Source organism: Arthrobacter sp. D2-10 (assembly GCF_054161285.1).
The window spans coordinates 839,106-865,673 of sequence record NZ_CP096431.1; the positions used below are offsets into that span (position 1 = coordinate 839,106).

The following is a 26,568-nucleotide window of genomic DNA, read 5'->3' on the forward strand; positions in this document are numbered from 1 at the left end:
AGGTCAGGTCACGACGGACCAGATCGCCCTTCCCAGTACATCGCTGCATGAGCGGACTGTCAGGAAGGGAGGAGCCAACAAATGTGCGGAATCGCCGGCGAAATAGCCTTTCACGGCAGACGTGCGTCCAGAGAACCGGTCCTGGACATGATGAACGCCATGACGTCCCGTGGTCCGGACGGCAGGGGTACCTGGGATGCAGGCTGGGTGGCGCTGGGTCATCAGCGCCTGAGCATCATCGACCTTTCCGAGACGGGTGCACAGCCCATGGAGGACGACGGCGGCGTAGCGGTCACGTTCAACGGCTGCATCTACAACTACAAGGAGTTGCGCAGTCAACTGGAGCCGAAGTTCACGTTCCGGTCCACTTCCGATACCGAGGTGATCCTCAAGGCATACCGGAAATGGGGCCGCGACTTCGTGCACCACCTCGTCGGGATGTTTGCCATTGCGATCGCTGATCCGCGGCGACGTGAGGTGCTCCTGGTCCGGGACCGGCTGGGCATCAAACCCCTCTACGTGGCGAACCTGCAGGGGCGGATGCGGTTCGCCTCAACACTGCCGGCGCTTCTCGCAGCGGGCGGCGTGGATTGCTCCGTGGACGAGGTTGCGCTGCACAATTACCTCAGCTGGCACTCCATTGTTCCCGCCCCGCGGACCATCCTCACGGGGGTGCAGAAGGTTCCCGCGGCGACCATTCGCACCGTCCGTCCGGACGGCTCCTGGCAGGACCACGAGTACTGGAAGCCCACGTACACCCGCAAGGAGCAGCACGCTGGCTGGTCAGCGGAGGATTGGCAGGACGCCGTGGCGGAGAGACTGCGGGTGGCAGTACGACGGCGGATGGTCGCCGATGTGCCCGTTGGAGTCCTTCTGTCCGGCGGACTGGATTCGAGCCTGCTGGTGGCGTTGCTCGCCGAGGAAGGCCAGCACGGGCTTTCCACCTTCAGCATCGGCTTTGACGGTGCGGGCGGGGATGAGGGTGACGAATTCGTGTACTCAGACCGGGTCGCGGAGACCTTCGGGACCCGGCACGAGCGGATCCACCTCAGCACGTCGGATTTCGCTCCCTCCATCCCCGCCGCCGTCGCCGCCATGTCCGAACCCATGGCCAGCCACGATGTCACCGCGTTCCATCTGCTCTCCGAAACCGTGTCCCGGCACCTCAAGGTGGTGCAGTGCGGTCAGGGAGCGGATGAAGTCTTTGCGGGCTACGGTTACCATCAGCCACTGGCCTCAGTGCCGCGACCGTATGCGCTCGACGCGTTTACGGCAGCGTTCGTGGATCACAGCAACGAGGAGCTCGCCGGAGTGCTGGAGCCCGAGTGGTGGTCAGGACGGGACTTCAGTCGTGAGCTTTTGGCCGAAAACCTCTCACAGCCGGGAGCCGATTCGGCGCTGGACGGAGTGCTGAGGCTGGACACGCACCTGCTCATGGTCGACGATCCGGTCAAGCGGCTCGACAACATGTCCATGGCGTGCGGCATTGAAGCCCGTGTCCCGTTCCTCGACCATGACCTCGTGGAACTTGCCGCCGCCTGCCCGCCTGAGTTCAAGGCGTCGCAGGGCGGAAAGGGCATCCTCAAGGATCTGGGCAGGCGGCTGCTGCCGAGGGAAGTGGTGGACCGACCCAAGGGATACTTCCCCGTCCCTGCGCTGCGGCACCTGGAGGAGCCGTTCCTGACCATGGTCCGGGACGCACTCCACGCCCCCGAAGCCAAACAGCGCGGGTTGTTCCAGTCCGACTTCGTCGAAGGGGTGCTGGCCGATCCCAATGAACGCCGCACCCCCGTGAACAGCAATGTGTTGTGGCAGGTGGCGCTCCTGGAGATGTGGCTCCAGAGCCACGGTGTGGGCTGAGGTCCGTGATCGAGGACCTGGGTGGTGCCCACATTAGTCCGCTTACTCGCCGCCGCCGTCGGCACCGGTAGCGTCGAGGGAGCCTGCGTAGGAGGCCTCGGGCCCGGGCTCGGCGACCCCGGTGTACGTCTGGCCGGAGTCGCCGGCGCGCAGAGCGGCGGGGTCACTATAGACGGAGGTGGCGCCGTCGTCGGCTGCGAAGAAGGCGAGTGCCGCGCTGGGTGCGATCGCGGCCGCCGCCACCGCACCGGGGATTCGCGAGGCTGAGTCCGTCGCGCCCTCGGGCACCAACTCGACCTGGATGGGGACGTTCACGCCGTCGTCGTTCGTTGCCATGTCGTTCGTTGTCATGGTGTCCTCCGCTGCCCAGCCGATATGTACCTCTGATCGTCCCTGATTCGGCGGGCATGTCAACCGATCCGTTGGAACGGTTGGCCTCACCGTGCTAATCGTCCCGACGCGAATGAAGTACCAACAGCCAATCGGCTGGTAGGCGGTCGGCTGGCCCCGGTGCTGCTTGATCATCCGGGTGACTGTGGGGTGGTGCGAGGACGGGGCCGTCAACGAATTGAGAAGTGCGGTAGTCCCAGAACCAGTCCTCTCCAGGCTCAAAGCTTTGAATCAAGGCGTGGCCGGTCTCCGTGGCATGGGCTGTCGCATGCCGGTTGAGTGAGTCGTTGCAGCAACCCACGTGACCACACGCCGCACACCGCCGAAGATGTACCCACCAAGAGCCGATCTGGTCGCACTCGACGCAACCTGAACCGCTGGGCGGGACTTCCCTATTGATGTGGGTCATGACACCGGATCCTCTCATTAGGGGCTGTAGTGGCGCGAGTTGCAGGACTTCTGAGTCAGGAATCCCCGGCCGCGTTTACCTGAGCGATTCTTTGAGCGCACCGGGAGCCGCTGGGGGTCCGTCCACCGCGCAGTGCGCGGGGTGCACCGTCCCGGCGGGACGGCGGCCGGCACCACCCGTGATCGAGGGCGCGAATCCAGGATCGCGGATAGTGACGGCGGCGAGGAGGCCGCCCAGTACCAACACGACCGCACCGATTAAGCAGGCGGCGTCGAATCCGGTCCCGAACTGCACCGGGTCGCTGTACGCGTCGCCGGTGAGGCCTACAGCAGCGGGCAGGACGGCGATGGCCATCAGCCCCGCCGCACGTGCGACGGCGTTGTTCACGCCCGACGCCAGGCCCGCCTGGTGCTCGGGTATGGAGGAGAGTGCAGTCGCCGTCAGGGGCGCCACCAAGAGCGACAGTCCGAGTCCGAGGACGATCACGGGTGGTAGGACGTCGAGAAGATAAGAGGCGTCCTGGTCGATGTGCAGCATCAGCACCAGGGCGACGCTGCAGAGCAGGGGACCGACCGTCATCGGGATCCGCGGCCCGATCCGGGCGCTCAGGGCGCCGGCGCGGGAGGAGAGGACGAGCATCAGCGCAGTGATCGGAAGCATCGCGACCCCAGAGGCGACCGGGCTGAAGTCGGCCACCACCTGCAGGTGTACGACGAGGAGGAAGAAGATGCCACCGAACACCGCGTAGATCAGGAAGGTGACGCCGTTCGTTGCGCTGAACTGCCGGTTCGCAAAAATGCGTAGGGGAAGCATCGGATGTGCTGTGCGCGACTCCACGAGGAGGAAGAGCGCCGCGGCGACGATGCCGAGACTGCCGGAACCAAGGACCGCCGGCGTCCATAAGCCGTGCGCGGGCGCTTCGATGAGTGCGTAGGTGGTACCCGCGAGAGCCAACGCACCAAGGACGGCTCCCGTGACGTCGAGTCGACCGGCCGCCTCGGCGTTACGCGTCTCCGGCACGTGCCGTGCCGCGATCCACACGACGGCGGCGGCGATCGGCACGTTGATCAGGAAAACCCAGCGCCAGGAAACGCTCTCAACAAGCCAGCCGCCGAGGAACGGCCCGATGGCCGTGGCGACCCCGCCCAGCCCGGACCAGGCGCCGATCGCACGGGCTCGATCCTCGCCCGAGAAACTGGCCTGAATGATGGCAAGACTGCCCGGCGTCAGCAGTGCACCGCCCACACCCTGCAGGGCGCGCGCAGCAATCAGCAGGCCAGCGTCCGGCGCGACACCGCACAGCAGGGATGCGACCGCGAACCAAACAACTCCAATGATGAAGATCCGGCGGCGTCCGTACCGGTCCCCCAGGGACCCACCGAGCAGGATGAACGACGCGAGGGTCAGCGTGTAGCCGGTGACCGTCCACTGCAGGGCCGCGAAATCGGTGCTGAGGTCCGCTCCGATCGTTGGCAGAGCGATGTTCACTACGGTCGCATCGATGCCCGCGATACCCGATCCGAGGACCGTTGCAAGCAGGATCCACCGGCCCGATGCGGTCTTCATCCGGATCTCGCTCATACCCGCACCACTCAATGTTCCTCCGTCGGGTTGTCTCGTTCTTCAGGAAACCACGGCGCATGCAACAACGCGACTGAATTCAGCGGTTACATCACGAGATGAGCGGCATGCGCCCGTTGAGGATGTTGGCGTCGCTGCCAGCCGGGGATTGCCTGTGGTTACCGTGTGGCCGGCACTGTTCACCCGGATAGGTGCCTCACGTCACCAAATTGTCACCGGTGGCACATAGCCTGTCGATACCGCATCACGACAGGAGCTGAATTCACGTGTCAGAAAGTTTCATCAGGGGACATCGCCGCGCCATTGCGGCGGTCGCCCTCGGCTGCGTCGCAGCACTCGGACTCGCACCCGCAGCCACAGCCGCGCCAGGCGGAGCAAAGGGCGCCAGCGACAAGACGGTCGACATCACCGTTCTGGGCACCAGCGACCTCCACGGCTACATCGAGAACTTCGATTACTTCACAAACACGGAGTACGACGACGCCGGCAAGAACGACATCGGCCTCGCCAAGATCTCGAGCCTGGTCAAGCAGGTTCGGGCGGACCGTGGTGAGGAGTCGACCCTCCTCATCGACAACGGTGACACCCTCCAGGGCTCGGCACTCACCGACTACTTCGCCAACGTTGAGCCCGTCACCGAGACCGGCGAGATCCACCCGATGGCTGCCGCGATGAATACCCTCGGCTACGACGCCATGACCCTCGGCAACCACGAGTTCAACTACGGGCTCCCACTGCTCAACACCTTCCAGAAGCAGGCGGAATTCCCGGTTCTCGGAGCCAACGTCGTGGATTGGGAGACCGGCGACGAAGCGTTCACGCCCTACGTCATCGAGACCATCAAGCTCAAGGGCCAGAAGCCCATTAGGGTCGGCATCCTCGGCCTCACCACTCCGGGCAGCGCCATCTGGGACAAGAACAACGTCGAAGGTGAACTGCGCTTCCTCGACATGGTCGAGCAGGCCAGGAAGTATGTCCCCGAGATGAAGGCCGAGGGTGCGGACGTCGTCGTCGTCAGCTCCCACTCGGGCCCGTCGGGCACCTCGTCCTACGGCGGGGAACTGCCCGTCGAGAATGCGTCGACGCTGATCGCCGAGCAGGTTCCCGGCATCGACGCCATCCTCGCCGGACACGAGCACCGCGAAATCGCGGAGCAGTTCGTGACCAACAAGGAGACCGGCGAGCAGGTACTCCTCACGGAACCCAAGCAGTGGGGTCAGCGGCTGTCCGTCATGGACTTCGAGCTGACCAAGGTCCGCGGCCAGTGGGACGTCACCTCCGCCAACGCTGAGCTGCTCAACGCCAACACGGTCCCCGCCGACCCGGAGATCTCCGGGCTCGTTGCTGACCAGCACCAGCGCACCATCGACTACGTGAACACCGCGATCGGGACCGCCACGGAGACCATGTCGGCAGCCGACTCGCGCTTCCGCGACACCGCCGTGATGGACTTCGTGAACAAGGTGCAGGCTGATGCCGTGGATCAGGCACTCGAGGGCACTCCCAACGCTGACCTTCCCGTCCTGTCGCTGGTTGCGCCGTTCAACCGGGCAGCCGTCATCCCAGAAGGCCCCGTAACCATCCGGGACATGGCCGGCCTGTACGTCTTCCCGAACACGCTGTTCGGTGTCGAGATGACCGGTGCACAGATCAAGGACTACCTCGAGTACTCGGCGAAGTACTTCAACCAGACCGCACCCGGTGCCCCGGTCGACCCCGCCACGCTGACCAACGCCGGCGGCACGCCCGACTACAACTACGACATGCTGTCCGGCGTCTCCTACGACATCGATATCAGCAAGCCTGTAGGGGAGCGGATCGTCAACCTCAGCTACAACGGCGCACCGGTTGAAGCCGACCAGCGCTTCGCCGTGGCGACGAACAACTACCGGCAGTCCGGCGGCGGCAACTTCCCGCACATCGCTATTGCTCCGGTGCTCGTCAACCAGACCACCGAGATCCGCCAATTGCTCATCGACTACCTGATCGCCGAGGGCAGCATCAACCCGGCCGACTTCTACGAGGAGAACTGGAAGCTCACCCGCGAGGGCGAGCCGGTCTTCAACTAGTACGACGGCGTTACCTCCGGAGCCGGCGACGGCACCTCAAGCAGCAGGGCACGGACCGAAAAGTCCGTGCCCTGCTGCGTTTCTGAGGCAGGAACACGCAATCCCGAAATGGCCCACGCCAAGGCTCATTCGCGGAGCAGTTCCACAATGATGTCAAGAGCCTTGGCGAGTTGCAGGTCGCTGGGTGCGCCGTAACCGATCACCAACCCGTTCTCAGGTTCACGGTTGGCATAGTAGGCCCCTAGGGTGGCCACCCGGACCCCTCGCCGTAGGGCCTCCTTCGTCAGTACAGTGGCGTCCTTGCATCGCAGACGCACCACAGCATGAAGCCCGCCGTCGAGGGCAGCGAGGCGAACATCGGGACGGGTTCCCAGACGTTCCAGCAACATCGACCTGCGGTGTGCGTACTCGCGGCGGGCGCGGGTGATGTGCCGTGAGAGGCCCCCGGCCTCGATGTAGTGAGCGAGGGCAGACTGCATGATGCCGGGGACCGGAGTATCGAGGCATTCACGCATCGCTTTGATCGCACGGCCAGATTCCCCGCGGACCACGAGGTAGCCGCATCTCAGCCATGGGCTGAGCGACTTCGAGAACGTCCCCATGAGGGCAACATCAGCCGTAGACGGAAGCGAAGCGGCAGCCGGCAAGGGCATGCGGCGGTGGCGGAATTCGCTGTCGTAGTCGTCTTCGATCAGGAGCACCCCATGCTGTGCTGCCCAGCTCAGAAGGTCCAGCCGTTCCTGAACCGGCATCCGCCCGCCCAGAGGATACTGATGGCTCGGGGTAATCAAGACAGCGTCCGGCGATCGGCCGAGGGTGGCCAACTGCCGCACCCTTAGTCCGTCTTCATCGACGGGAAGTGTTTCCACTACGGCACCTACCGCTGCCATGACCCGCCGAGCCGTTGGGTACCCCGGATCTTCGACGAGGATCCGCGGGCTCCCGCGGCCGTCGCGGAGGGCTGCGACGATGAGGTGCAGGGCATCGCTGGTTCCTGCGGTGATGATGACATCGTCCGGTTCGACTGCCAGCCCCCGAGCTGCCGCGAGGTGACGGGCTACCGCCTGACGCAGGACGTCGATTCCCAGAGGTGGCGGCAGCTGCGTGGGCGGCGGTTTGGAGACCGCCTTCCGCCAGGCGGTGTGCCACTCGCGGTCGCTGAACGGTGTTCCGGAAGGGCGGCCGGGGGTGAGGTCAATGATCGGGCTGCTGTCCTTGACGGGCGCGGCCAAGCGTTCCTCGCGGACGGGATGCTGCACGTCCGGCCGGATCACTACCCGGGTTCCACCGGCGCCGGAACTCTCGAGGAACCCTTCACCGGTCAATTGCTCAAAGGCCCGGACCGCAACGCCCCGTGAGATGCCAAGCTCAGCGGCCAGCCGACGTGTAGCAGGAAGCTTGTGGTCAGGCCTGAGCAGCCCAGCCAGAATGGCCTGACGCAACTGATCACTCAGCTGGGCAGCCAACGGGCCGCCTGCGCTCCTCTCCAGGACGATCGGCAGCTCGGACTCCATCAATTGGACCTCCGAACTTGACTCATGTTGGACCTAGTGTAGGACCAAGTGCACTGACACTATGAACACGGCACTGCAGGTCAACGCGGCCGCCTATGCTTCGGCGGGCGCGGATGCACAACGAAAGAAGAGCTGATGTTCAACGGTCTCTGCGCTTTTCCCCTCACTCCCATGGTCGATGACCGTGTCGATCTGGAAGCTGTGGCCGCGATTGTGTCACGTGCTGCCACCGCCGGGGTGGACTCCCTTGGTGTCCTGGGGTCGACCGGGAACTATGCGTACCTATCCCGGGCCGAACGGCGGTCCGTGCTCGAGACCGCTATTGACGCGGCTGGCGCAGTTCCGGTCATCGCCGGGGTGGGTGCCGTCCGCACACGGGATGTGCTGTGGCACGTTGACGATGCTCAGGCAGCGGGAGCTTCGGCGTTGCTGGTAGCACCGGTGTCCTACCAACGGCTGACAGATGCGGAGGTGTACGGACTTTACAAGGACGTCTGCGCGGCGTCTTCGGTGCCCGTCGTCGTCTACGACAACCCGGGCACTACGGGCTTCACCTTCTCCGATGAGCTGTATGCGAGCACTGCCGAGCTTCCGTTGATTGCCTCCATCAAAATCCCGCCTCCGCAGTCCGGGCACGAATCCGAGCGGGTCAGGGAGTTGCGGGCGCTGCTGCCCGAACGCCTATCGATAGGTGTCAGCGGCGACTGGGCGGCGGCTGAATCACTGATCGCCGGGTGTGACATCTGGTACTCGGTCCTCGCAGGAGTCCTTCCGCGGACGGCCAGAGCGATCACAGCCCATTCGCTTGGCGGGAGTGACGCTACGGCGCGGGAGCTGTCGGCGGAGCTTGAGCCGGTATGGGACCTCTTCCGCAGGTACGGCAGTCTCCGCGTCACTGCGGCGATCGCCGAGGAGCTCGGCCTGATCGCTTCGTCGGGTCTGCCGTTGCCGCTGCGCGGCCTGAATAGTGCCGGACGCCAGGAGGTGGCGGAGGCGGTGCGTCGGTGCGGACTCAAGGGATGAAGCCGGCGTCGCACGCTCGATCGACGGCACTTGCCCGTTACGTTCTCGCGGCCACGCTGGCCCGCAGCGCAGACGGGGGCGCCGTGATCGCCGTCGTCCTCCTGGTCACAGCGAGCGGGGCACCGGCTTGGTTGGCGGGCCTTCTGGGCGCCTGCATCACCGCTCCGCATCTTCTGGGCCCCTTCGTTGCCCGACGCCTGGACAGTGCCCGCGACGGCAGGTCCGTCATCGCGCTCGCCTGTATGGTTCACGGCGCCACGCTCGCCGCGGCGGTGCTGCTCTATCCGGTGACTTGGCCTGTGGTGCCGGCAGTTTTGCTGGTTGCATCCGGACTGGTTGGGCCGTTGCTGACCGGAGGTATCAGCAGTAGGCTGCCCGCCATAGCCGGCCCGGAGCTGTCGAGCCAGCGCCGCGCCCAGGGTTGGGATGTCGCCACGTACGGTATCGCGGGAACAATCGGGCCTGCCCTGGTGGCCGCATTGTCGGCGTGGTCCGGACCTGCGACGGCAGCGTTGGTTCTCGCTGCGGCCACCTTTGCCGCAGCAGCAGTAGTCAGACTCTTGCCGTATTCACCGCCTGCTGCCGCCGCGTCGGAGGTACCCAGGCCGGTACGGACACTGGTCATGATGTTCTCGAGGGGGCCTTTGCGTCGGACCCTCTATCTGACCGTTATCGTGGCGCTCTCCGTTGCGGTGCTGCCCATCACGGCTGTGGCTTCCACAGCCGATTTCGCCGTCGAACCTGCAGCAGCAGGCGTCCTCGCCGCAGCCTATGGATTGGGCGGTTTGGTGGGTTCAGCGGGAGTGATGGTTCGCCCCATGCGCGGCGACGCCGACCGGCTGATGACGTGGCTCGCGGCCGGCGTTGCTGCAACCCTCGCCGCTGCGGCACTCGCCGGGAGTTTTCCTGCTGCGGTGGTGACCTACTCGCTGGCCGGGATCCTGAACTCGTACTTCTTCGCCGCAACGCTGGCCGCCCGCAGCGAGTACGCGCCCCCGGAGGCGCGAGGCCAGGTGTTCGTCTGGGTGGGAGCTTTGAAGATCACTGCCGGTTCTGCAGGAACTGCAGCGGCTGGTGCCGTCGTCGTGCATGCGACCCAGCTGCCGTTGTTGCTGGCGGTGGCCGTCATCGCTGCCGCCGTCTGTGCGTCAGTGCTGGACCGTAGAACAAGCACACGGCTCTCTGTGAAAGTTTCTGAATGACGCCTTGAAGCGTGTCACAGGCCCGGCCCGGAGGAATGGCGGATTCTGGTCGGCAGAGGCCATTGACACCTTGGTAAGTTCAGGAGGATAATCCTAACTGTGTTAGGAAATCCTACTCGCGATAGGCTGGCCGAACGGCGTGAGGCTTCCCGCCGGGAGATCGTCAATGCCGCCTGGTCCATCGCCCGCGAGGACGGACTGGCCGCCGTGACCCTGCGGGAGGTCGCGGCACGCGTGGGCATGCGGGCGCCGTCGCTCTATACCCACTTCGAATCCCGAAACGCCATCTTCGACGCCATGTTCGGCCAGGCGTGGCGCGACTGCGTCGAACACATGAACGCCAACCTTCCCAGCACAGACGACCTATCCCTGCGCGAGTTCCTCAAGTGGAACACCCGGACCTTCTTCGAGTTTTGCGTCAGCGACATTGCTCGCTTCCAGCTGATGAACCAACGCACCATTCAAGGTTTCGAGCCTTCACCCGAGTCGTATGCCCCCTCCGTCCAGGCGCTGGAGCGGTTCCGCGAGGAACTCGTACCCTACGGACTGAGCCGGCAGGAAGACATCGACCTCTACACCGCGCTGCTGGGAGGGCTCATCGACGCCCAACTGGCCAACGACCCCGGCGGAAACCGCTGGGAGAAACTGCTGGACCGGGCTGTCGACATGTACGTCGACGGCCTGGACCTGCCTTCATAACCACTGCCTTAGTACCAGGGAACACCGTCATGATCACCGAAACCACCGAGATCGGAAGCAAGAAGCACCCACGCCGCATCGCAATCGAGCGCTCCGTAGCCATGCGGCTGGCACGCGACGAATACGCACGGGTGGCCGACGCCGTCGTCGGCTTTTCGCCGGACCAATGGACGCTGCCCACTGAGTGCCCGGGGTGGGACGTCCGGGCCATGGTCGCGCACATCTGCGGCATGGCCGCGATGGCTTCCGCTCCGTGGGAGCTTGCCCGGCAGACCGTGAAAGCCGGCAACGCCGTGAAGCGGACAGGTGCCGCGCAGATCGACGCGCTCACCGGGCTACAGGTTTCCGAGCGCGCAGCAAGGACGCCGGAAGAACTCATCGCAGAGTTGCGTCGGATCGGGCCAAAGGCTGCCCGCGCACGACGCCGGATGCCCGCCTTCATTCGCAACCGGCGGCTTCCGGAGGAGCAGTCGATCGAGACGATGAGTGAGTGGTGGACCATCGGCTACCTGATGGACGTTGTCCTCACCCGTGACCCATGGATGCACCGCATCGACCTCAGTCGCGCCACCGGAAACGAACTGGTCCTCACACAGGATCATGACGGTGTCATCGTCGACGACGTTGTCCGCGAGTGGGCAGGCAGGCACGACCGGCCCTACCGGTTACACCTCACCGGTCCTGCAGGAGGCACCTGGAGCGAGGGCGACGGCGGCGAGGAGATCGAGCTTGATGCGATCGAATTCTGCCGCACTCTCTCCGGACGCGCACAGGGGGAAGGACTGCTGCGTACCGTCATCCCGTTCTAGGTCGTTAACCCCGCCGTCGTTAACCCCGCCGAGGACGCCTCAGCGCTAGGTGTACCCGGCCAGGACGTTGGTAACGGCGAGTCTGGTTGAACGAAGGAGAACCTCCGAGTGTGATGTGGCTTGTCTAAGGCCCACTCCAACTCGGAGGTTCTCGTGTTCCACCGTAACGCCCGTCTGACTGTCCATGGCCGCAAACTGATCATCGAGCGACACCAGACCGGATGGAAGCAGGCCCACATCGCCGCGGCGATGGGCATCTCTCGCAAATGCGTCAGAACCTGGATCCTCCGGTACGAGGCCGAGGGCGAGGCCGGTCTGGAGACCCGGTCTTCGCGGCCACACACGATGCCCACCCGGACCGTGCCCGAGGTCGAGCAGAAGGTTCTGGCTGCACGGGCCGAACACCGGCAGGGCCCGGACCTGCTCGGGCCGAAGATCGGAGTCCCGGCCAGGACGGTCTCCCGAATACTGCGCCGGCACGGAATGCCCCGCCTGTGCGAGTGCGACCCGATGACCGGCGATCTCATTCGCTCGTCGAAGTCCACAGCGATCCGCTACGAGCGCACCCGGCCCGGCGAATTGGTCCACATGGACGTCAAGAAGCTCGGCCGGATCCCCGACGGCGGAGGCTGGCGCGCTCACGGCCGCACGATTCCACGCGCCCGTATCAACGGACCCGGATACGACTACATCCACTCCCTAGTCGATGATCACTCCCGCCTGGCCTACAGCGAGGTCCTGCCAAATGAGAAGGGCTCCAGCTGCGCGGGCTTCCTCGAACGCGCGATCACCTACTTCGCAGCTCACGGGATCACCCGTATCGAGCGGCTGATGACCGACAACAACGCCTGGGCCTACCGGTACTCCCTGCAGGCGCTATGCACTGAGCACGGCATCACCCAAAAGTTCATCAGGCCCCACTGCCCATGGCAGAACGGCAAGGTCGAAAGACTGAACCGCACCCTGGCCACCGAATGGGCCTACCGCCAGGCCTACACCAGCAACGACCAACGAACAGCAGCACTTGCGCCATGGCTCGAGCACTACAACACTGAACGCAGCCACAGCGCACTCGGAGGCAAACCCCCGATCAGCCGACTGACACCAACCTGATGGCCGGGTACATCTAGGCCCGCGCGCTGCGGCTCTCGAGCCGGAGCTCCAGGTCGTTCATCACGATCCCAGCCAGGTCCTCCAGTATGGCGGTCTCTTCAGGGGTGAACTCCCGGGACTCCGTATCGAGGATGCAGAGGGTACCAAGGTTGAAGCCGTCGCGGGTCCGCAGCGGAACGCCGGCATAGAACTTCAGGCCGAACTCGCCGGCAACCAGTGGATTGCTCAACGCCCGCGGGTCGGTCTCGGCGTCCTCGATGACCCACGGGTCGTTTTGAAGGATGGCCGACGCGCACAGTCCCGGGTCCCGGTCGAGCTGCTCCACGTCGGTCCCATAGTGGGACTTGAACCAGATCCGGTCATGGTCCACCACGCTGACGATCGCCGTCGGTACGGAGAAGATCCGCGCAGCAAGGGAAGTGACACGGTCGAACGCGCCATCCGGTGGCGTGTCGAGAATGTTGTAGCGGCGGACCGCCGCCAGCCGCTGCTCCTCGTTCTCAGGCAGCAAAGAACCGCCTAGCTTGCGCCGTGAACGGCCCGCGAAGGTCTGCTCGTACAACGCCTTCGAGACCTCACGGGCGGAGGGCCTCTCGGCCGGATCCGTAGAGGTCATGGCGGTCAACAGGGCCGACCATTGCGGATCCAGGCCCGCCGGAATCTCAGGATTCCGGAAAAGCCTGACGACGGCGCTCTCCACCGCCGGACCGGGAAACTCCAGTTTGCCCGTGATGCACTGGAGCAGCACGAGACCCAGTGAATAGATGTCGCTCGCGGGTTGGAGCGGCTCGCCCTTGACCTGCTCGGGACTCATGTATGCGACGGTCCCCGTCAGGGCGCTGGCGTCGTCGCCCTTGGTACCTGCCAGGGCGGCAATCCCGAAGTCGGCCAGCTTGGCACGCAGGCGGGCGTCCTTGGTGCCATAGTCGAAGAGCATCACGTTGGCCGGCTTGATATCCCGGTGCACCACTGACTGGCTGTGGATGTAGTCCAGCCCCTCGGCAAGGTCGCAGCCGATCTGCGCGCTGTGGCGTAACTGCAAGGTTCCTTCTGCGAGGCGGTGCCGTAGGTCGCGACCGCGAACCAGCTCCATCACCAGGTAGACCAGGGGTGAATCCGGGTCGCTCAGATCAGAGCCGGCGTCGAGCAGTCCTACCAGGCTGTGATGGTTCAGCCGCGCCAGTACCTTGACCTCGTCATCGTTGCGCTTCTGTTGATCCTCGTTGAGCACGTCGGTAGGGAGGATCTTGATCGCCACGTCGCGGCCGAGAAACTCATCCCGGGCACGGTGAACAGTGCCTTTCGCTCCGGACCCGATTCGTTCGAGCAGCCGGTACCGTCCGCCAAAGAGAGCCTCGGGCGCCCTGTCCGTAGCCACCTCGACCATGATTTCCTCTCCTGGCAGGCCTTTTCGCTGACCGGTTGAAGGTTCGGTGCTTAGAACGACCATGGCCATTCTACTGGGACGACGCCGAACGACTGCGGCCCGCCAGCCCGGAGGTTGCTGCGAGCAGAAGTGGTTAGACACGGTGGGCTCGGCCGCAGGCCGGGTGAGGTGAGATCGGCATGATAGTTCCTCAATTCCGAAAGTAAAACCGGCATGGGATGATGAGAAGGATGACTTCCCACATGACGCCCTCGGAAACGCCCGTCGCCCGCAGAAAGGGCGACGAACCCGCCGAGAGCATCCGTCCGCAGATCCGCCCGACCGCTGAGGGCTGGGAGCAGGCGCGTACTGTCGAGGGCCGGCCGCTGCTCCAGTTCGCCTCTCCGCGGGTGAAGCAGCCGCCGACACATCTGGCCGATCTGACCCTGGCCGAGCGCGCAGCGAAACTGAAGGAGCTTGGCCTGCCTACGTTCCGGGCGAAGCAGCTCTCCACGCACTACTTCCAGCACTGCACCACGGACCCGCAAGCCATGAGCGATCTGCCCAAGGCCGGCCGTGAGGAGCTCGTTTCCCAGATGTTCCCGCCGCTGCTGACCAAGGTGCGCAGCCTCCGCACCGACAAGGGGGACACCATCAAGTTCCTCTGGCGTTTGTTCGACGGGGCGCTGGTTGAGTCCGTGCTGATGCGCTATCCCGGGCGCATCACTCTCTGCGTCTCATCGCAGGCCGGCTGCGGGATGAACTGCCCCTTCTGCGCCACCGGTCAGGCCGGACTGACTCGCAACATGTCCACCGCGGAGATCGTCGACCAGGTCATCGCTGCGAACCGCTCGATAGCGGCCGGTGAGCTGGGCCCGAAAGAGCACGACGACGAGCGGGTTACCAACGTCGTCTTCATGGGCATGGGTGAGCCGCTGGCCAACTACAAACGCGTGATAGCCGCCCTCCACCGCTTCGTGGACGTCTCACCCGAGGGCCTGGGCATGTCCGGCAGGAACATCACAGTCTCCACGGTTGGCCTCGTTCCCGCTATCCGCAAGCTTGCGGACGAGGACCTTCCGGTTACCTTCGCGCTGTCCCTGCACGCTCCCGACGACGAACTCCGCGACGAATTGATTCCTGTCAACAACCGCTGGAAGGTGGACGAGGCGCTCGACGCGGCCTATGACTATTACCGCAAGACAGGTCGCCGGGTCAGCATCGAGTATGCCCTCATTAAGGACATGAACGACCACCCTTGGCGCGCAGACCTGCTGGGTAAGAAGCTGAACCAGCGCGGCCGCGGCTGGGTGCATGTGAACCCGATCCCGCTCAACCCGACTCCCGGCTCCATCTGGACCGCCTCGGACAAGCCGGTGGAGCAGGAGTTCATCGCGCGGCTCCGAGCCGCAGGAGTACCTTGCACACTGCGTGACACCCGCGGCAAGGAGATCGACGGCGCCTGCGGCCAGCTCGCTGCCGCAGACTAGGTCCGCCCGTTCGAAGGCGCCATCCGTCGCCGTCAGGCCGGGAACTGCAGTTCGCCCTCCTTGTAGACCTGCGCGATCATGGACCGCAGCCGGGGAAGCTGGTCAGCTGATTCCAGCAGACCCTCCAGAACCACGGCGTCGGCGAGATAGTCCGGTGCAAGCCTGCCCACCGAGTGCTCGGGGGTGATGAGTTCGCCGGCAACGGAGGTGGTGGCAGCCAGTACCTGTTCCAGACTCATGCCCGCGTCCGCCATCAGGGAGAGTTCGCCGAGGTTCTCGCCATGCGCGCCCACTCCGGAATCGGTGCCCATCGCAATCCGGACGCCGGCTTCGACGGCCCGTGCCACGGATCGGTGATGGTCCTCGGCAACACGGCGAGCCTTGTCGATCACCTGCGGCGGCAGGCCGCTGGTCCCGGTTTCGCCCTTGCGGATGACCGCCTGTGGCGCGGACAGCGTCGGCACCAGATAGGCGTTGGTGTCGAGGAACAGCTGGATTGCCTCGTCGTCGAGGTAGATGCCGTGCTCGATGGTTCGCACTCCGGCACGCAGAGCATTGATGACACCCGCTGTGCCGTGGGCGTGGGACATGACGTACTTGCCCTGCAGCTCTGCTTCTTCAACGATGACCGCAATCTCCGCAGCGGTGAACTGCGAGTGCCGCGGATCGGTGGTGGGGGAGAGCACACCGCCGGTCGAACAGATCTTGATCTGGTCGGCGCCGGCGCGCAGCAGCTGCCGGGTGACCTTACGGACTTCCTCGACGCCGTCGGCGATTCCGCTCGGCCGGCCGGGATGCGGTCCGAGGGCGGGGGAGTCGATGCCGGACGGCAGCCAGAAGTCCCCGTGCCCTCCGGTCTGGGACATGATGCTGATGGCAAGCCGAAGGCGCGGACCCTTCACCAGGCCGCTTTCTACAGCCACTTTGGCGCCAAGGTCAGCCCCGCCGGCATCGCGAACGGTGGTGATGCCGGCCCGCAGCGTGGCTTCCAGGTTGCGCACGGACTCGTAGAACTGGAGCGAGAAGGGTTCGGCTACGCCCTGGATCGAACCCGGGTTGGAGGTGGTCGCGTGGATGTGCAGGTCGATCATCCCGGGCAGCACCGTTCGCCCGGTGCAGTCGACCACCGTGGCGTCGGCGTAATTCGGTGAGTCGCCGGCCCCCGCGCCCACTGCTGCGATGCTGTTGCCGCTGAAGACAATGTCCGTTTGTCCGGGAAGGAAGCGTTCGCCGTCAAAAACGTGGCCGTTCCGGAACACAGTGAAAGGTGAAGTCATTCGCCCACTCTAGTAATTGCGACGCAGCGGCGGGTCCTCACCGCCCGGGCGCTGCACCAGTATCTGGTTCACGCCGTTCAGCCCACGCTCGAATCCGAGGGCGCTCGACGCCATGTACAGGCGCCACACCCGGGCCCGGCCCTCACTCGTGAGCCGCACTGCCTCGTCCCAGTTCTCCTCGAGGTTGTGCACCCACGCGCGCAGGGTGAGCCCATAGTGTCGGCGCAGCGCTTCGACGTCGAGCACTTCAAACCCGGCGGATTCCAGAGCGCCCATCATCACCGTGAGGCTGAGCATTTCACCGTCGGGGAAGACATAACGGGGAATGAAGGAGTCCGGGTCCGGCGGCATCTCGCCGGCGTTCCACGAGATCGCGTGGTTGAGCAGCTTCCCGCCGGGACGCAGCAGGCCGTACAGCCTTGAGGCGTAATGCCCGATCTGTTCTCGCCCCACGTGCTCCGCCATGCCGATCGAGCTGATGGCGTCGAACGGGCCGTCGTCAAGATCCCGGTAATCCTGTACGCGGATTTCAATCCGTTCTGAAAGCCCGACGTCGGCAGCCCGCTTCTGCGCGAGAGTCGCCTGCTCGCGGGAGAGGGTGATACCCACGACGTCGACGCCGTAATTCTGCGCGGCATGGAGCGCGAAGCTGCCCCAACCGCACCCCACGTCGAGGACACGCATTCCCGGCTGCAGGCCCAGCTTCCGGCAGACCAAATCCAGCTTCGCTTCCTGGGCAGCGTCCAGGCCGGTGTTCTCGTCCTCCCACACCGCGCAGGAGTACACCATCGACGGACCGAGGACGAGCGCGTAGAAGTCGTTGCCGACGTCGTAATGGTGGGATATAGCGGCGGCGTCGCGCTTCTTTGAATGCATGCGGCCCGTCCGCGTGACGTCCACTTCCTCCGGTGGGGGCGCCGGTGGAAGCCCAATCGCGCCGACCCGGACGGCGGTCTGCAGGAGCTTCCAGCGCTCGCCGAGGGTTGGAGGCCGGAACGCCTTCAGCTCGGCGAATTTGCCCACGGAACTCAACACGGAGAAACTTTCGAACAGGTCACCGGGCCCATCGATATCTCCGGCCACGTAGGCGCGGCTGAGGCCGAGTTGGTTTGGGCACCACAGCATCCGGCGCAGGCCCCGCCGGGAACGGAACTCGATGATTGGCGCATCAGCCGGCCCCGCCTCCGACCCGTCCCAGGCCTGAAGCCGCAACGGAATTTCATCGGTCCCCAGAATGATCCCCAGGGCCTCAGCCAACCTGGGTGCTACTCCCTTGTTCTTCGCCATGGTTCCTTATGTACTCCGATTCCCGCCCAAGGACCAGAGGTCATCGGGCGGGAAGTCCACGCATGCAAAGATGAGCGGTGATGATGCCGCTTAGCCAAATCCGTCGTATGAAGGACTCTGTCGATGCCGACTGGCGCTCGCCCGTCGCCGATCAGGTGGCGCACGCATGGGGCCTTGACCCCAACAGCGCCCGATGGTGGAGGTCCAGTGCCAGCCACGTCTTCGTGATTCCTGGCGATCCGCGACGTTTTCTGCGCTTCATACCGGCGGGAACAGCGGCAGCATCCCGACTGCGGGCCGGCGCCGAGCTCGCCAATGACTTCCCGTCGGTCGACGGCCTCTGGATTGCGCGCCCGCTGCCCGCTGAGTCGGGCGAGCTGATCCCTACAGTGGACACTTCCTTCGGCCCGATGGCCGCGATGCTCGTCAACGAAGCACCCGGTGACGCCCTGGCAGTTCTATCGCTCACCCCTGACCAAGCCCGGACCTGGGGACACGCGCTCGCCCTCTTCCACGAAATTGCGGGAGGCCCCGACGGCGTCACAATCCACGGCGACTTCGAGCTGGACAACCTCCGGTTCACTCCCGACGGCGTTTCCGTCTTCGACCTCGATGAGTCCCGTCCCGGCACAGCAGCGGAAGACGTTGCCCTCGCTACCCGCGCGCTGCGCGGAGACGAAGGTGACAGGCCAGAGCCGTTGCTGTACGCCGAGTTCCTCGCCGGCTACCGGTCACGACGGGACTTCACCGAGGCGGAGGAAGCAACGGTCCCCGAGTACGCCCGTCAGTACTCGGCCCGCCGCGTGGCTGCCGGGCAGGAGATGCTCGACGACGGCGACAAGCCGAACGACCCGGACTGGTTACGTGAACTGCACAACGACATCCTCACCGCCAACGACTGGCATCGTGAGCAGCTCAAGAACGCGTAAGCCCGAGCTGGGAGGTTCAAAACCGCCGAGAACACGGTGACGGAAACCGCGGTTTCCACCAGGTAACACCCGCCTCCGCAGCATCCCAGGAACTTGTTCCCAATTCGTGGAACTCCTGAGCACTACCTGTTACCGGTCTGTTCCGCGGCGCTCCATAACGTTGAGGTCATAGCAAGCCACCCCTCAAAGCGTCTCAGGAGCACCCCATGAACAGCACCGCCACCGCCGCCAAGTCCGCTTCACGCAGCCGCCGTCTGCTGCTCCCGATCGCCGGCCTCTTCGCCGCTGCAGCCCTGACCGTGGGCTCGGGTGCCAGCTTCGTTTCGACCAGCGTCAATGAGGCCAACGCCTACACCACCGGCACACTCACCCAGAGCAACTCGAAGGCCAACGCCGCGATCTTCAACCTGGGCAACCTGAAGCCGGGCGATACCCTCAACGGCACCGTCACCATCACCAACACCGGTACGCTGCCCTCCACCTTCACCCTGAAGGAAACCGCCACCAACGGCTTCACCACCCCGGCGAACCTCAAGCTCACCATCACCCAGAACGGCGTCACCGCCCCCGTCTGGACCGGAACGTTCGCCACGCTCGGAACGGCAGACCTGGGAACCTTCGCTGCAGGCGAGGCACGCACCTACACCTTCAGCACCAACCTGGCCCAGACCGCCGGCAACGAGGAGCAGGGCAAGACCGCCACCGCTACCTACACCTGGGATGCTGTCCAGACTGCTGCGACCACCACCAACCAGTAGCCTTCCAGACCGGGTGCGGGGATGCGTCTCCCCAACGGTCCCCGCACCCCCAAACCAGCACGTCCTCTGAACCGTCAAGCCCCTGAACAAACACGGAAGGGATCACGATGAGCAGCACCGAAGCACCCCGCCGCAGTGTGCTCCGCACTGTCGGTCGGATCGCCACCAACGTGGCTGCCGTCGTCGGCTTCGCCCTGGCCGCGCTCTTCCTCCTGCCGGGCCTGATGGGCTTCGAGCGGTACGTCATCACGGGCGGTTCAATGTCAGGGACGTTCGAGCGCGGATCCCTCGTGTTCGAACGGGCAGTACCGGTCAGCGACCTGAAGGTGGGGGACATCATCACCTACATGCCGCCGTCGGACTCTGGACTCAACGAGCTGGTCACGCACCGCATTGATTCGATAGAGGCATCTGAATCAGGCCCGGTTTTCCGGACCCGCGGTGATGCCAATGCGGCTGCCGACACCTGGACCTTCCAGCTTCAGGCGCCCACGCAGGCACGCTTTGAGGCGGCTGTTCCCTACGTGGGCTGGGCGTTCATCGCCCTGGCGGACAGGGACCTTCGGATGATCATCATCGGCGTCCCGGCCGGCGCCATCGCGCTCCTGAGTCTGTTCGAGGTGACCCGGGTGCTTCGGGAACCCAAGAACCAAAGTTCGGAAAGCGCTGCGCCGGCCCAGGTTACCGCCTGATCACCCTCAACCGTCATGAATGCCCTCCCGCCGTCCCGGGAGGGCATTCGTGCGTCTGTTACCAAATTGTGGAACAGGCTCCTGCCGCCTGTTGCATCCCTGTTGAAGGCCTTTTCCTACTGTTGAAGGAAAGGAAAGCCCCGAGAGGAAGCCAGTCATGAAAGCACGCACGGTGATCGCCCTGATGGCGCTCCTTGCTGCTCTCGTAGCTTTCGACATGCCGGCTTTCTCCACCGCGGCGTTCACCTCGAAGACCAGCAACACCGGCACCGTGCGTGCAGCGGCTGACTGGACCCCGCCGACCGTCAGCCTGGTCAATCCCGGCTCACCGATTAAGGACACCGTCACTATCTCTGCGAACGCATCCGATGCCGAAACCGGTATTGCCAGCGTCACCATTCAGTCGCTTGCTGCAGGCGGTAGCTCCTGGGTTCCGCTCTGCACTGACACCACCGCGCCCTACTCGTGTTCCTGGAATACCAAGTCCGGCACCGTGCCCGACGGCGGCTACACCCTCCGTGCGATCGCTACCGACAACTCCGGTTACTCGACCACGTCGGATTCGGTCTCCACAACCGTCGCCAACAACTTCATGGTGACCCTCTCCAACCCGGGCGAGGTGGTCCGCGGGACAGTGAACCTCACCGCTACGCTCGTGAATGCCGGCTTGACCGTCTACTCCGTTCGTATCGAGTACACCGTTGCGGGAACGGGCCAGTGGAAGACGTTGTGCTCTAATCTCGTCGCCCCCTACAACTGCTCCTGGGCAACATCCACCTTCACGAACGACTACTACGACCTCCGGGCCGTCGCCGTCGCGGGCTCCTCCACCACCTACTCCGCAGTCATCGCCGACGTCCTCGTAGACAATGCGGCGCCTGCCGTAACCATGACCGATCCGGGCACACCACTGAGCGGCTTCCGCACCTTCGCTGCTACCGCAACGGACGCGAACTCCGGAGTTGCCCAGGTGACCATCCAGTACGCCGCCGCAGGCAGCACAACCTGGAACACCCTTTGCACCCTTACCTCCACGCCCTTCTCATGCCGCTACGACACGGCGCGAATCATCGACGGCACCTACAGCTTCCGAGCCGTCGCCGTGGACCTCGCCGGCAACAGCACGATCTCGGCCGCCATTACAAACCGGCTCATCGACAACACGGTCTCCTCCGTCTCACTCGAAGATCCGGGCGCCTTCCTGACCGGCACCGTAACGCTCACGGCCAACGCGGCGTCGACCGCCGGTGTGACGTCGGTCCGGATCCAGAGTGCGCCGGCCGGCACTGCGACCTGGACCACCCTGTGCACCCTTACGGCAGCCCCTTACAGCTGCAGCTGGGATACCACGAAGACGGCCAACGGCCCCTATGACTTCCGTGCCGTGATGGTGGACGGAACCACCAAGGAGACCATCTCCGCCGTCGTTGCTTCCCGCCGAGTCGACAACATGCCGCTGCGTGGTTACGACATCCAGAGCGCCAACGGATCAACCACTGCGGGCCGTCTGGAAGCCGGTGACACCCTGACCTATACCTACAGCCAGCAGGTCAACCTTGCCTCCATCACGCCCGGCTGGAACGGTGCACCCCTCGCCGTGACAGCACGCGCAGCAGACAGCGCAACCGGTGACACCATGGACATCCTGCGTACGGGCAGCATGGTGAATCTGGGAGTGGTGAACCTGCGCCAGGACTTCGTCCGTGCCGGCAAGACCGTGAACTTCGCTGCCACCATGACCGCCTCCACTGTCACCGTGAACGGAACAGTACGCACGGTCGTCACTGTCACGCTCGGCGCTCCTGCCAACGGCAGCGGCCTCCGCAATGTGACCACAGCAGGCTCTCTGATCTGGACGCCCAACGGAGCCGTCACCGACCTGCTGGGCAATCCCACCTCCACGGCCCCGGTAACGGAGTCCGGAACGTTGGATCGGGACTTCTGATGCTGCGACTTCCCCGACCACGAGTGCTGGCTCTTACGTCGCTGACCCTGGCCGCGGTGCAGGCCGTCACCGGAGCGCAGTACCTGAGTGACGCACCGTACCTGTCCCTGCTGCTGTTCCTTGCGTCCTTCTTCGGCATCCTCGGCAGCGCCAAGCTGTGGCGCGACAACTGCTTCGAGTCCCGGTTCGGACTCGCGATGATCGCCGGCTCCACCGTCGTCGGGCATGCCCTGTCGCTGACCCTTGGGCTTCCCGGTTCGGCACTGAACCCATGGTCCGGAGTGAGCGCGATCCTCAGCGCCATCTCACTGGCAGTCGCACTGCTGGTCCTGGCCATGCTCCTTCCGCGCTTCTTCTCCAACTACGCCCAGGCGGGCGGTGAGGCACCGGTATGATTCCAGGAATGGGGCACAGGATACTGCTGGTTGAGGACGACGACGGCATTGCCCTCCCGCTGATCCGCACCTTCGAGCGGGAGAGCTACGAGGTCCGGCGGGTCGCTGAGGGCCTTCCCGGCATCGCGCTCGTCGAGCAGGAACCGTTCGACCTGATCGTCCTTGACCTCGGTCTTCCCGACATCGAGGGCCTGGAGGTGTGCCGGCGCGTACGCGAAGCCGGCTACAACGGCGGCATCCTCATCCTGACTGCCCGCGGCGGCGAGATTGACCGGGTGGTTGGTCTCGACGTCGGAGCCGACGACTATATGGCGAAGCCCTTCGGCCTGGCTGAACTTCTGGCACGCGCACGTGCCCTGCTGCGCCGCACTGCCTCATCCGTAAGTCAGTCTGATTCGAGGCCAGTTCCGGTGCCGGTCCCCGCGTCAGCCGTCGCCGCGCCGGCCCTCCGGGTCGACCGGCAGTCACGCCGGGCCTTCTCCAACGATGCCGAACTCCCGCTCACCGCGAAGGAGTTCGACGTGCTGTCCCTGCTTGAGCAGGACAGGGGAGCGGTGGTCACCCGGGAGCGGCTGATGGACGAGGTCTGGGACCAGAACTGGTTTGGTTCCACGAAAACCCTCGACGTCACGATCGGCCGGTTACGCCAGAAGCTCGACGACTCCGGCGGCACAGCGCAGGTAGTGACCGTACGCGGGGTCGGCTTCCGGCTCGAGGACGGCGCGGAGGATGCGTGAACGGCTGATTGCAGCGTTCGTGGGCCTCGCCGTCGCCGTCGTTGCCCTCTATGGCGTGCCGCGTGCCTACATCGTCGCGGACCAGGCGCTTGAGTCGGAACAGCGAAAGATCGAACGCTCTACCGAGTTGCTCGCCGGCGTGCTGCCCGACCTGACAGCCGGGGGGACAATATCAGATACGTATCTTGCAGGGCTGCTGCAGCCCGGGGAGCGCATAGAGTACCGGGATGCAGCCGACGACGTGATCGCATCGGCCGGTCCCGCTCTCACCGGTCACCACGATGACATCAGTGTCACCCGCGGGCTCGACGACGGCTCCACGGTGACGCTGGAGCGGTCCGGAAACATCGTGGCGGACCGCGTAGCAGCTGCGGTGATGCCCGTGGTGATCATCGGTGTGGTGCTGATCCTTGCATCGGCGCTGGCCGGATTCATCCTCGCCCGGCTGTTGTCGCGGCCATTCCAGGAACTCGCCGTCGACGCGGAACAGCTGGGCAACGGGAAGTTCGACCTCGAAGACAAGAACTACAACATTCCTGAAGCGCAGGAGATCGGCGCTGCCCTCTACACCAGCTCCCAGGCGCTGTCCGAGCTGGTCCGGCGCGAGCGGGAGTTCGCTGCCAACGCCTCGCACCAATTGCGGACCCCGATCACAGCGCTGCGTCTGGAGTTGGAGGACTTGTCGCTCTGGAAGGAAACCCCGCCGACGGTCGCCGCGCAACTGACCCATTCACTCGGTGAGATCGACCGGCTGTCCACAGCAGTGAGCGAGCTGCTCGAGCTGGCCCGCGGCCAGCGCCTGACCGCCGCGCGCGAGGTCAATCTGGGCACTGTGACGGCGAAGGCGGCTGCACGCTGGCAGCGGCAGATTGACGCCCTGGGACGGGAGATCGTGAGTGACGACGGAACCCTGCCCGCCGTCATCAATCCCGGCCCGGTGAACCAGATCCTCGACGTCCTCATCGAGAACGCCATCAACCACGGCGAAGGAACCATCCGGGTGGAAGCATCCGACGCCGGAACCCACCTCAATCTCGCCGTGAGTGATGACGGCGTCCGGCCTCACGGGAACAGCATCTTCACGCGGCGGGTCAGTGAGCGTTCACGCTCCGGTTCGAGCTCCGATTCAGCTTCGAGCGGCGAAGGGATCGGCCTTGCCGTCGCGTCGGAGCTGGCGGAGGCAATCGGCGGCCACCTGGTGCTGGGTTCGGAGGAACGGACAACGTTCAACCTGATGCTGCCGAAGCGCGAGCTCAACCACGCGGAGCTCAGCTAGCCAAACCCACCCGGACTTGTCCGCCGTCGACCTCCCACCGTGCATCCAGGCGAACGTTCTCGAGCATCCGGCGGTCATGGGTGACCAGCAGGAGAGCGCCCGTGTAATCCTCGAGGGCCTCCTCAAGCTGCTCGATCGCCGGAAGGTCCAGGTGGTTGGTCGGTTCATCGAGCACCAGCAGGTTCACGCCGCGGGCCTGCAGCAGCGCGAGCCCCGCCCGGGTGCGCTCGCCGGGGGAGAGCCTGGCGACGAGCGCGCCGGTCTGGTCAGCCTTGAGCCCGAACTTGGCGAGCAGCGTGCGCACTTCGGCCTGCGCGAGGTCAGGTACGGCTGCCTCGAAGGCGGCCGCGAGAGTCTGGTCCTCGCCAAGCTGCCCGCGCGCCTGGTCGATCTCACCTATGGCGACGTTGGCGCCCAGGGAGGCAGCGCCGTCGTCGGGCGCTTGATGGCCCAGGAGCAGACGCAGCAGCGTCGATTTGCCGGCGCCGTTCGGACCGGTGATTCCGATGCGCTCACCGGCGTTGAGCTGGACCGACACCGGTCCCAGCGTGAAGTCACCCTGCCTCGCCACAGCGCTGTTGAGCGTCGCGACGACCGAGCTTGAGCGGGGAGCGGACCCGATACTGAACTGCAGCTGCCACTCCTTGCGCGGCTCCTGCACTTCGTCCAGGCGCGCGATCCGTGATTCCATCTGGCGGACTTTTTGTGCCTGCTTCTCGGACGATTCCACGCTGGCCCGCCGGCGGATCTTGTCGTTGTCCGGGTTCTTCTTCATGGCGTTTCGGACGCCCTGCGAGCTCCACTCGCGCTGGGTGCGCGCACGCGACACCAGGTCCTGCTTCTTCTCCGCGTACTCCTCGTAGGCTTCGCGGGCATGCCGCTTGGCGACGGCGCGTTCTTCGAGGTAGGCGTCGTAACCGCCGTCGTACACGGCGACCTGGTTCTGTGCGAGATCGAGCTCCACAACCGTGGTGACGCAGCGAGCCAGGAACTCACGGTCATGCGAGACGAGCACGGCCCCTCCGCGCAGATTGCGCATGAAGGCCTCGAGACGGGCGAGCCCGTCGAGGTCGAGGTCATTGGTGGGCTCATCAAGGAGGACCACGTCGAATCGGCTCAGCAGCAGCGCGGCCAGGGCAACCCGCGCAAGCTGCCCGCCGGAGAGCCCTGTGACCAGTGCGTCCGGAGCGACGCCGTGTGCGACGTCGGCCAGTACCGCCGGGAGCCGATCCTCCAAATCGGCGGCGCCGGACGCGAGCCAGTGCTCCAGCGCCGCGGCGTACCGGTCATCAGCGCCCTTGACGGCCGTTCCGAGTTGCTCTGCTGCCTGCTCCATCGCCAGTGTTGCGGCGGTGGCACCGGTTCGGCGCGCAATGTACTGCTCGACGGTTTCACCGGGAGTGCGCTCGTGTTCCTGCGGAAGCCAGCCGATGAAGGCGTCCTTCGGCGCTGCCATCACGGTGCCGGCGAGTGGCTCGTCGACCCCGGCGAGGAGCCTGAGCAGCGTTGATTTGCCTGCACCGTTGGCACCCACCACGCCGACGACGTCTCCCTGGGTAACCGTCAGGTCGAGGTTCGAGAAGAGGGTGCGATGGGCGTGGCCGCCGGAAAGCGCCTTGGCCACGAGGGTTGCAGTCATTGATTCAGTGTAGGAGAACGCCCGCGCCTCACAGACGCTGTGCGGAACGGCGAGCGGCACCGGTGGGAAGCGTTAGCCGTTCCCACCGATGCCGTCGGCTTCACACGC

23 protein-coding genes are annotated in these 26,568 nt (G+C 65.1%); 15 read left to right on the forward strand and 8 right to left on the reverse strand.

Features of this window, described 5'->3' with window-relative positions; genetic code table 11:
- Positions 1 to 81 precede the first annotated feature (81 nt).
- Positions 82 to 1,860: an N-acetylglutaminylglutamine amidotransferase gene (locus M1D74_RS04005; RefSeq protein WP_458116569.1), complete on the forward strand. Its 1,779-nt coding sequence runs from the start codon at positions 82 to 84 to the stop codon at positions 1,858 to 1,860.
- Between the two features lie 42 nt (positions 1,861 to 1,902).
- On the opposite strand, the gene M1D74_RS04010 is transcribed toward M1D74_RS04005, so the two are convergent.
- The 3 genes from M1D74_RS04010 to M1D74_RS04020 form a co-directional block, all read right to left on the reverse strand.
- Positions 1,903 to 2,211, reverse strand: a complete 309-nt coding sequence (locus M1D74_RS04010; RefSeq protein WP_458116570.1) for a hypothetical protein — start codon at positions 2,209 to 2,211, stop codon at positions 1,903 to 1,905.
- 94 nt (positions 2,212 to 2,305) lie between these two features.
- Positions 2,306 to 2,677, reverse strand: a complete 372-nt coding sequence (locus M1D74_RS04015) for a UBP-type zinc finger domain-containing protein (protein WP_458116571.1) — start codon at positions 2,675 to 2,677, stop codon at positions 2,306 to 2,308.
- Positions 2,678 to 2,734: 57 nt separating this feature from the next.
- A complete protein-coding gene (locus M1D74_RS04020) occupies positions 2,735 to 4,240 on the reverse strand; it encodes an MFS transporter (protein WP_458116572.1) in 1,506 nt (501 codons plus the stop codon).
- A 266-nt stretch (positions 4,241 to 4,506) separates the two neighbouring features.
- Between M1D74_RS04020 and M1D74_RS04025 the strand changes: the two genes are divergently transcribed.
- Positions 4,507 to 6,309, forward strand: a complete 1,803-nt coding sequence (locus M1D74_RS04025) for a bifunctional metallophosphatase/5'-nucleotidase (protein WP_458116573.1) — start codon at positions 4,507 to 4,509, stop codon at positions 6,307 to 6,309.
- A 125-nt stretch (positions 6,310 to 6,434) separates the two neighbouring features.
- Here the strand turns inward: M1D74_RS04025 and pdxR are convergent, their stop codons facing one another.
- Positions 6,435 to 7,823, reverse strand: a complete 1,389-nt coding sequence (pdxR, locus tag M1D74_RS04030) for a MocR-like pyridoxine biosynthesis transcription factor PdxR (RefSeq protein WP_458116574.1) — start codon at positions 7,821 to 7,823, stop codon at positions 6,435 to 6,437.
- Positions 7,824 to 7,958: 135 nt separating this feature from the next.
- Here pdxR and M1D74_RS04035 point away from each other — a divergent pair, with 135 nt between their 5' ends.
- From M1D74_RS04035 to M1D74_RS04055, 5 genes are all read left to right on the forward strand, one after another.
- Positions 7,959 to 8,846 (forward strand): dihydrodipicolinate synthase family protein, encoded by an 888-nt coding sequence (locus M1D74_RS04035; RefSeq protein WP_458116575.1) that lies wholly within the window; start codon positions 7,959 to 7,961, stop codon positions 8,844 to 8,846.
- Positions 8,843 to 10,048 carry an MFS transporter gene (locus M1D74_RS04040; RefSeq protein ID WP_458116576.1) on the forward strand — a complete coding sequence of 402 codons (1,206 nt, stop codon included), beginning with the start codon at positions 8,843 to 8,845 and terminating at the stop codon, positions 10,046 to 10,048. The genes M1D74_RS04035 and M1D74_RS04040 overlap by 4 nt, the downstream gene beginning before the upstream one ends.
- Positions 10,049 to 10,147: 99 nt before the next feature.
- Positions 10,148 to 10,747 carry a TetR/AcrR family transcriptional regulator gene (locus tag M1D74_RS04045; protein ID WP_458116577.1) on the forward strand — a complete coding sequence of 200 codons (600 nt, stop codon included), beginning with the start codon at positions 10,148 to 10,150 and terminating at the stop codon, positions 10,745 to 10,747.
- Between the two features lie 29 nt (positions 10,748 to 10,776).
- Complete coding sequence (locus M1D74_RS04050) at positions 10,777 to 11,556, forward strand: maleylpyruvate isomerase family mycothiol-dependent enzyme (protein ID WP_458116578.1); 780 nt, start codon at positions 10,777 to 10,779, stop codon at positions 11,554 to 11,556.
- A 153-nt stretch (positions 11,557 to 11,709) separates the two neighbouring features.
- Positions 11,710 to 12,669 (forward strand): IS481 family transposase, encoded by a 960-nt coding sequence (locus M1D74_RS04055; RefSeq protein ID WP_458117132.1) that lies wholly within the window; start codon positions 11,710 to 11,712, stop codon positions 12,667 to 12,669.
- 13 nt (positions 12,670 to 12,682) lie between these two features.
- Here the strand turns inward: M1D74_RS04055 and M1D74_RS04060 are convergent, their stop codons facing one another.
- The gene (locus M1D74_RS04060; protein WP_458116579.1) at positions 12,683 to 14,119 is read right to left on the reverse strand and encodes a GAF domain-containing serine/threonine-protein kinase; all 1,437 of its coding nucleotides are present in this window, start codon (positions 14,117 to 14,119) and stop codon (positions 12,683 to 12,685) included.
- 179 nt (positions 14,120 to 14,298) lie between these two features.
- Between M1D74_RS04060 and rlmN the strand changes: the two genes are divergently transcribed.
- Positions 14,299 to 15,525 (forward strand): 23S rRNA (adenine(2503)-C(2))-methyltransferase RlmN, encoded by a 1,227-nt coding sequence (gene rlmN, locus M1D74_RS04065; protein WP_458116580.1) that lies wholly within the window; start codon positions 14,299 to 14,301, stop codon positions 15,523 to 15,525.
- A gap of 32 nt (positions 15,526 to 15,557) precedes the next feature.
- On the opposite strand, the gene M1D74_RS04070 is transcribed toward rlmN, so the two are convergent.
- Together M1D74_RS04070 and M1D74_RS04075 are read right to left on the reverse strand one after the other, a co-directional pair.
- Positions 15,558 to 16,802 (reverse strand): amidohydrolase family protein, encoded by a 1,245-nt coding sequence (locus tag M1D74_RS04070; RefSeq protein ID WP_458116581.1) that lies wholly within the window; start codon positions 16,800 to 16,802, stop codon positions 15,558 to 15,560.
- A 9-nt stretch (positions 16,803 to 16,811) separates the two neighbouring features.
- On the reverse strand, positions 16,812 to 18,089 hold the full coding sequence (locus M1D74_RS04075; RefSeq protein ID WP_458116582.1) for a class I SAM-dependent methyltransferase: 1,278 nt from the start codon (positions 18,087 to 18,089) through the stop codon (positions 16,812 to 16,814).
- A gap of 107 nt (positions 18,090 to 18,196) precedes the next feature.
- Here M1D74_RS04075 and M1D74_RS04080 point away from each other — a divergent pair, with 107 nt between their 5' ends.
- From M1D74_RS04080 to M1D74_RS04110, 7 genes are all read left to right on the forward strand, one after another.
- Entirely contained in the window at positions 18,197 to 19,018 is an 822-nt protein-coding gene (locus M1D74_RS04080) for a phosphotransferase (protein WP_458116583.1), read from the forward strand.
- A 206-nt stretch (positions 19,019 to 19,224) separates the two neighbouring features.
- The gene (locus M1D74_RS04085) at positions 19,225 to 19,776 is read left to right on the forward strand and encodes a TasA family protein (RefSeq protein WP_458116584.1); all 552 of its coding nucleotides are present in this window, start codon (positions 19,225 to 19,227) and stop codon (positions 19,774 to 19,776) included.
- Positions 19,777 to 19,883: 107 nt separating this feature from the next.
- Positions 19,884 to 20,468: a signal peptidase I gene (locus M1D74_RS04090; protein ID WP_309124542.1), complete on the forward strand. Its 585-nt coding sequence runs from the start codon at positions 19,884 to 19,886 to the stop codon at positions 20,466 to 20,468.
- Positions 20,469 to 20,625: 157 nt separating this feature from the next.
- Positions 20,626 to 22,413 (forward strand): Ig-like domain-containing protein, encoded by a 1,788-nt coding sequence (locus tag M1D74_RS04095; RefSeq protein ID WP_458116585.1) that lies wholly within the window; start codon positions 20,626 to 20,628, stop codon positions 22,411 to 22,413.
- Positions 22,413 to 22,808, forward strand: coding sequence for a hypothetical protein (locus M1D74_RS04100; RefSeq protein WP_458116586.1), 396 nt, complete (start codon positions 22,413 to 22,415; stop codon positions 22,806 to 22,808). Before M1D74_RS04095 ends, M1D74_RS04100 begins: the two co-directional genes overlap by 1 nt.
- Before the next feature lie 8 nt (positions 22,809 to 22,816).
- Positions 22,817 to 23,545 (forward strand): response regulator transcription factor, encoded by a 729-nt coding sequence (locus M1D74_RS04105; protein ID WP_458116587.1) that lies wholly within the window; start codon positions 22,817 to 22,819, stop codon positions 23,543 to 23,545.
- A complete protein-coding gene (locus M1D74_RS04110; protein ID WP_458116588.1) occupies positions 23,538 to 24,821 on the forward strand; it encodes a sensor histidine kinase in 1,284 nt (427 codons plus the stop codon). Before M1D74_RS04105 ends, M1D74_RS04110 begins: the two co-directional genes overlap by 8 nt.
- On the opposite strand, the gene M1D74_RS04115 is transcribed toward M1D74_RS04110, so the two are convergent.
- Positions 24,814 to 26,460 (reverse strand): ABC-F family ATP-binding cassette domain-containing protein, encoded by a 1,647-nt coding sequence (locus M1D74_RS04115; RefSeq protein WP_458116589.1) that lies wholly within the window; start codon positions 26,458 to 26,460, stop codon positions 24,814 to 24,816. The two genes, M1D74_RS04110 and M1D74_RS04115, sit on opposite strands and share 8 nt — an antisense overlap.
- Between the last annotated feature and the right edge of the window lie 108 nt (positions 26,461 to 26,568).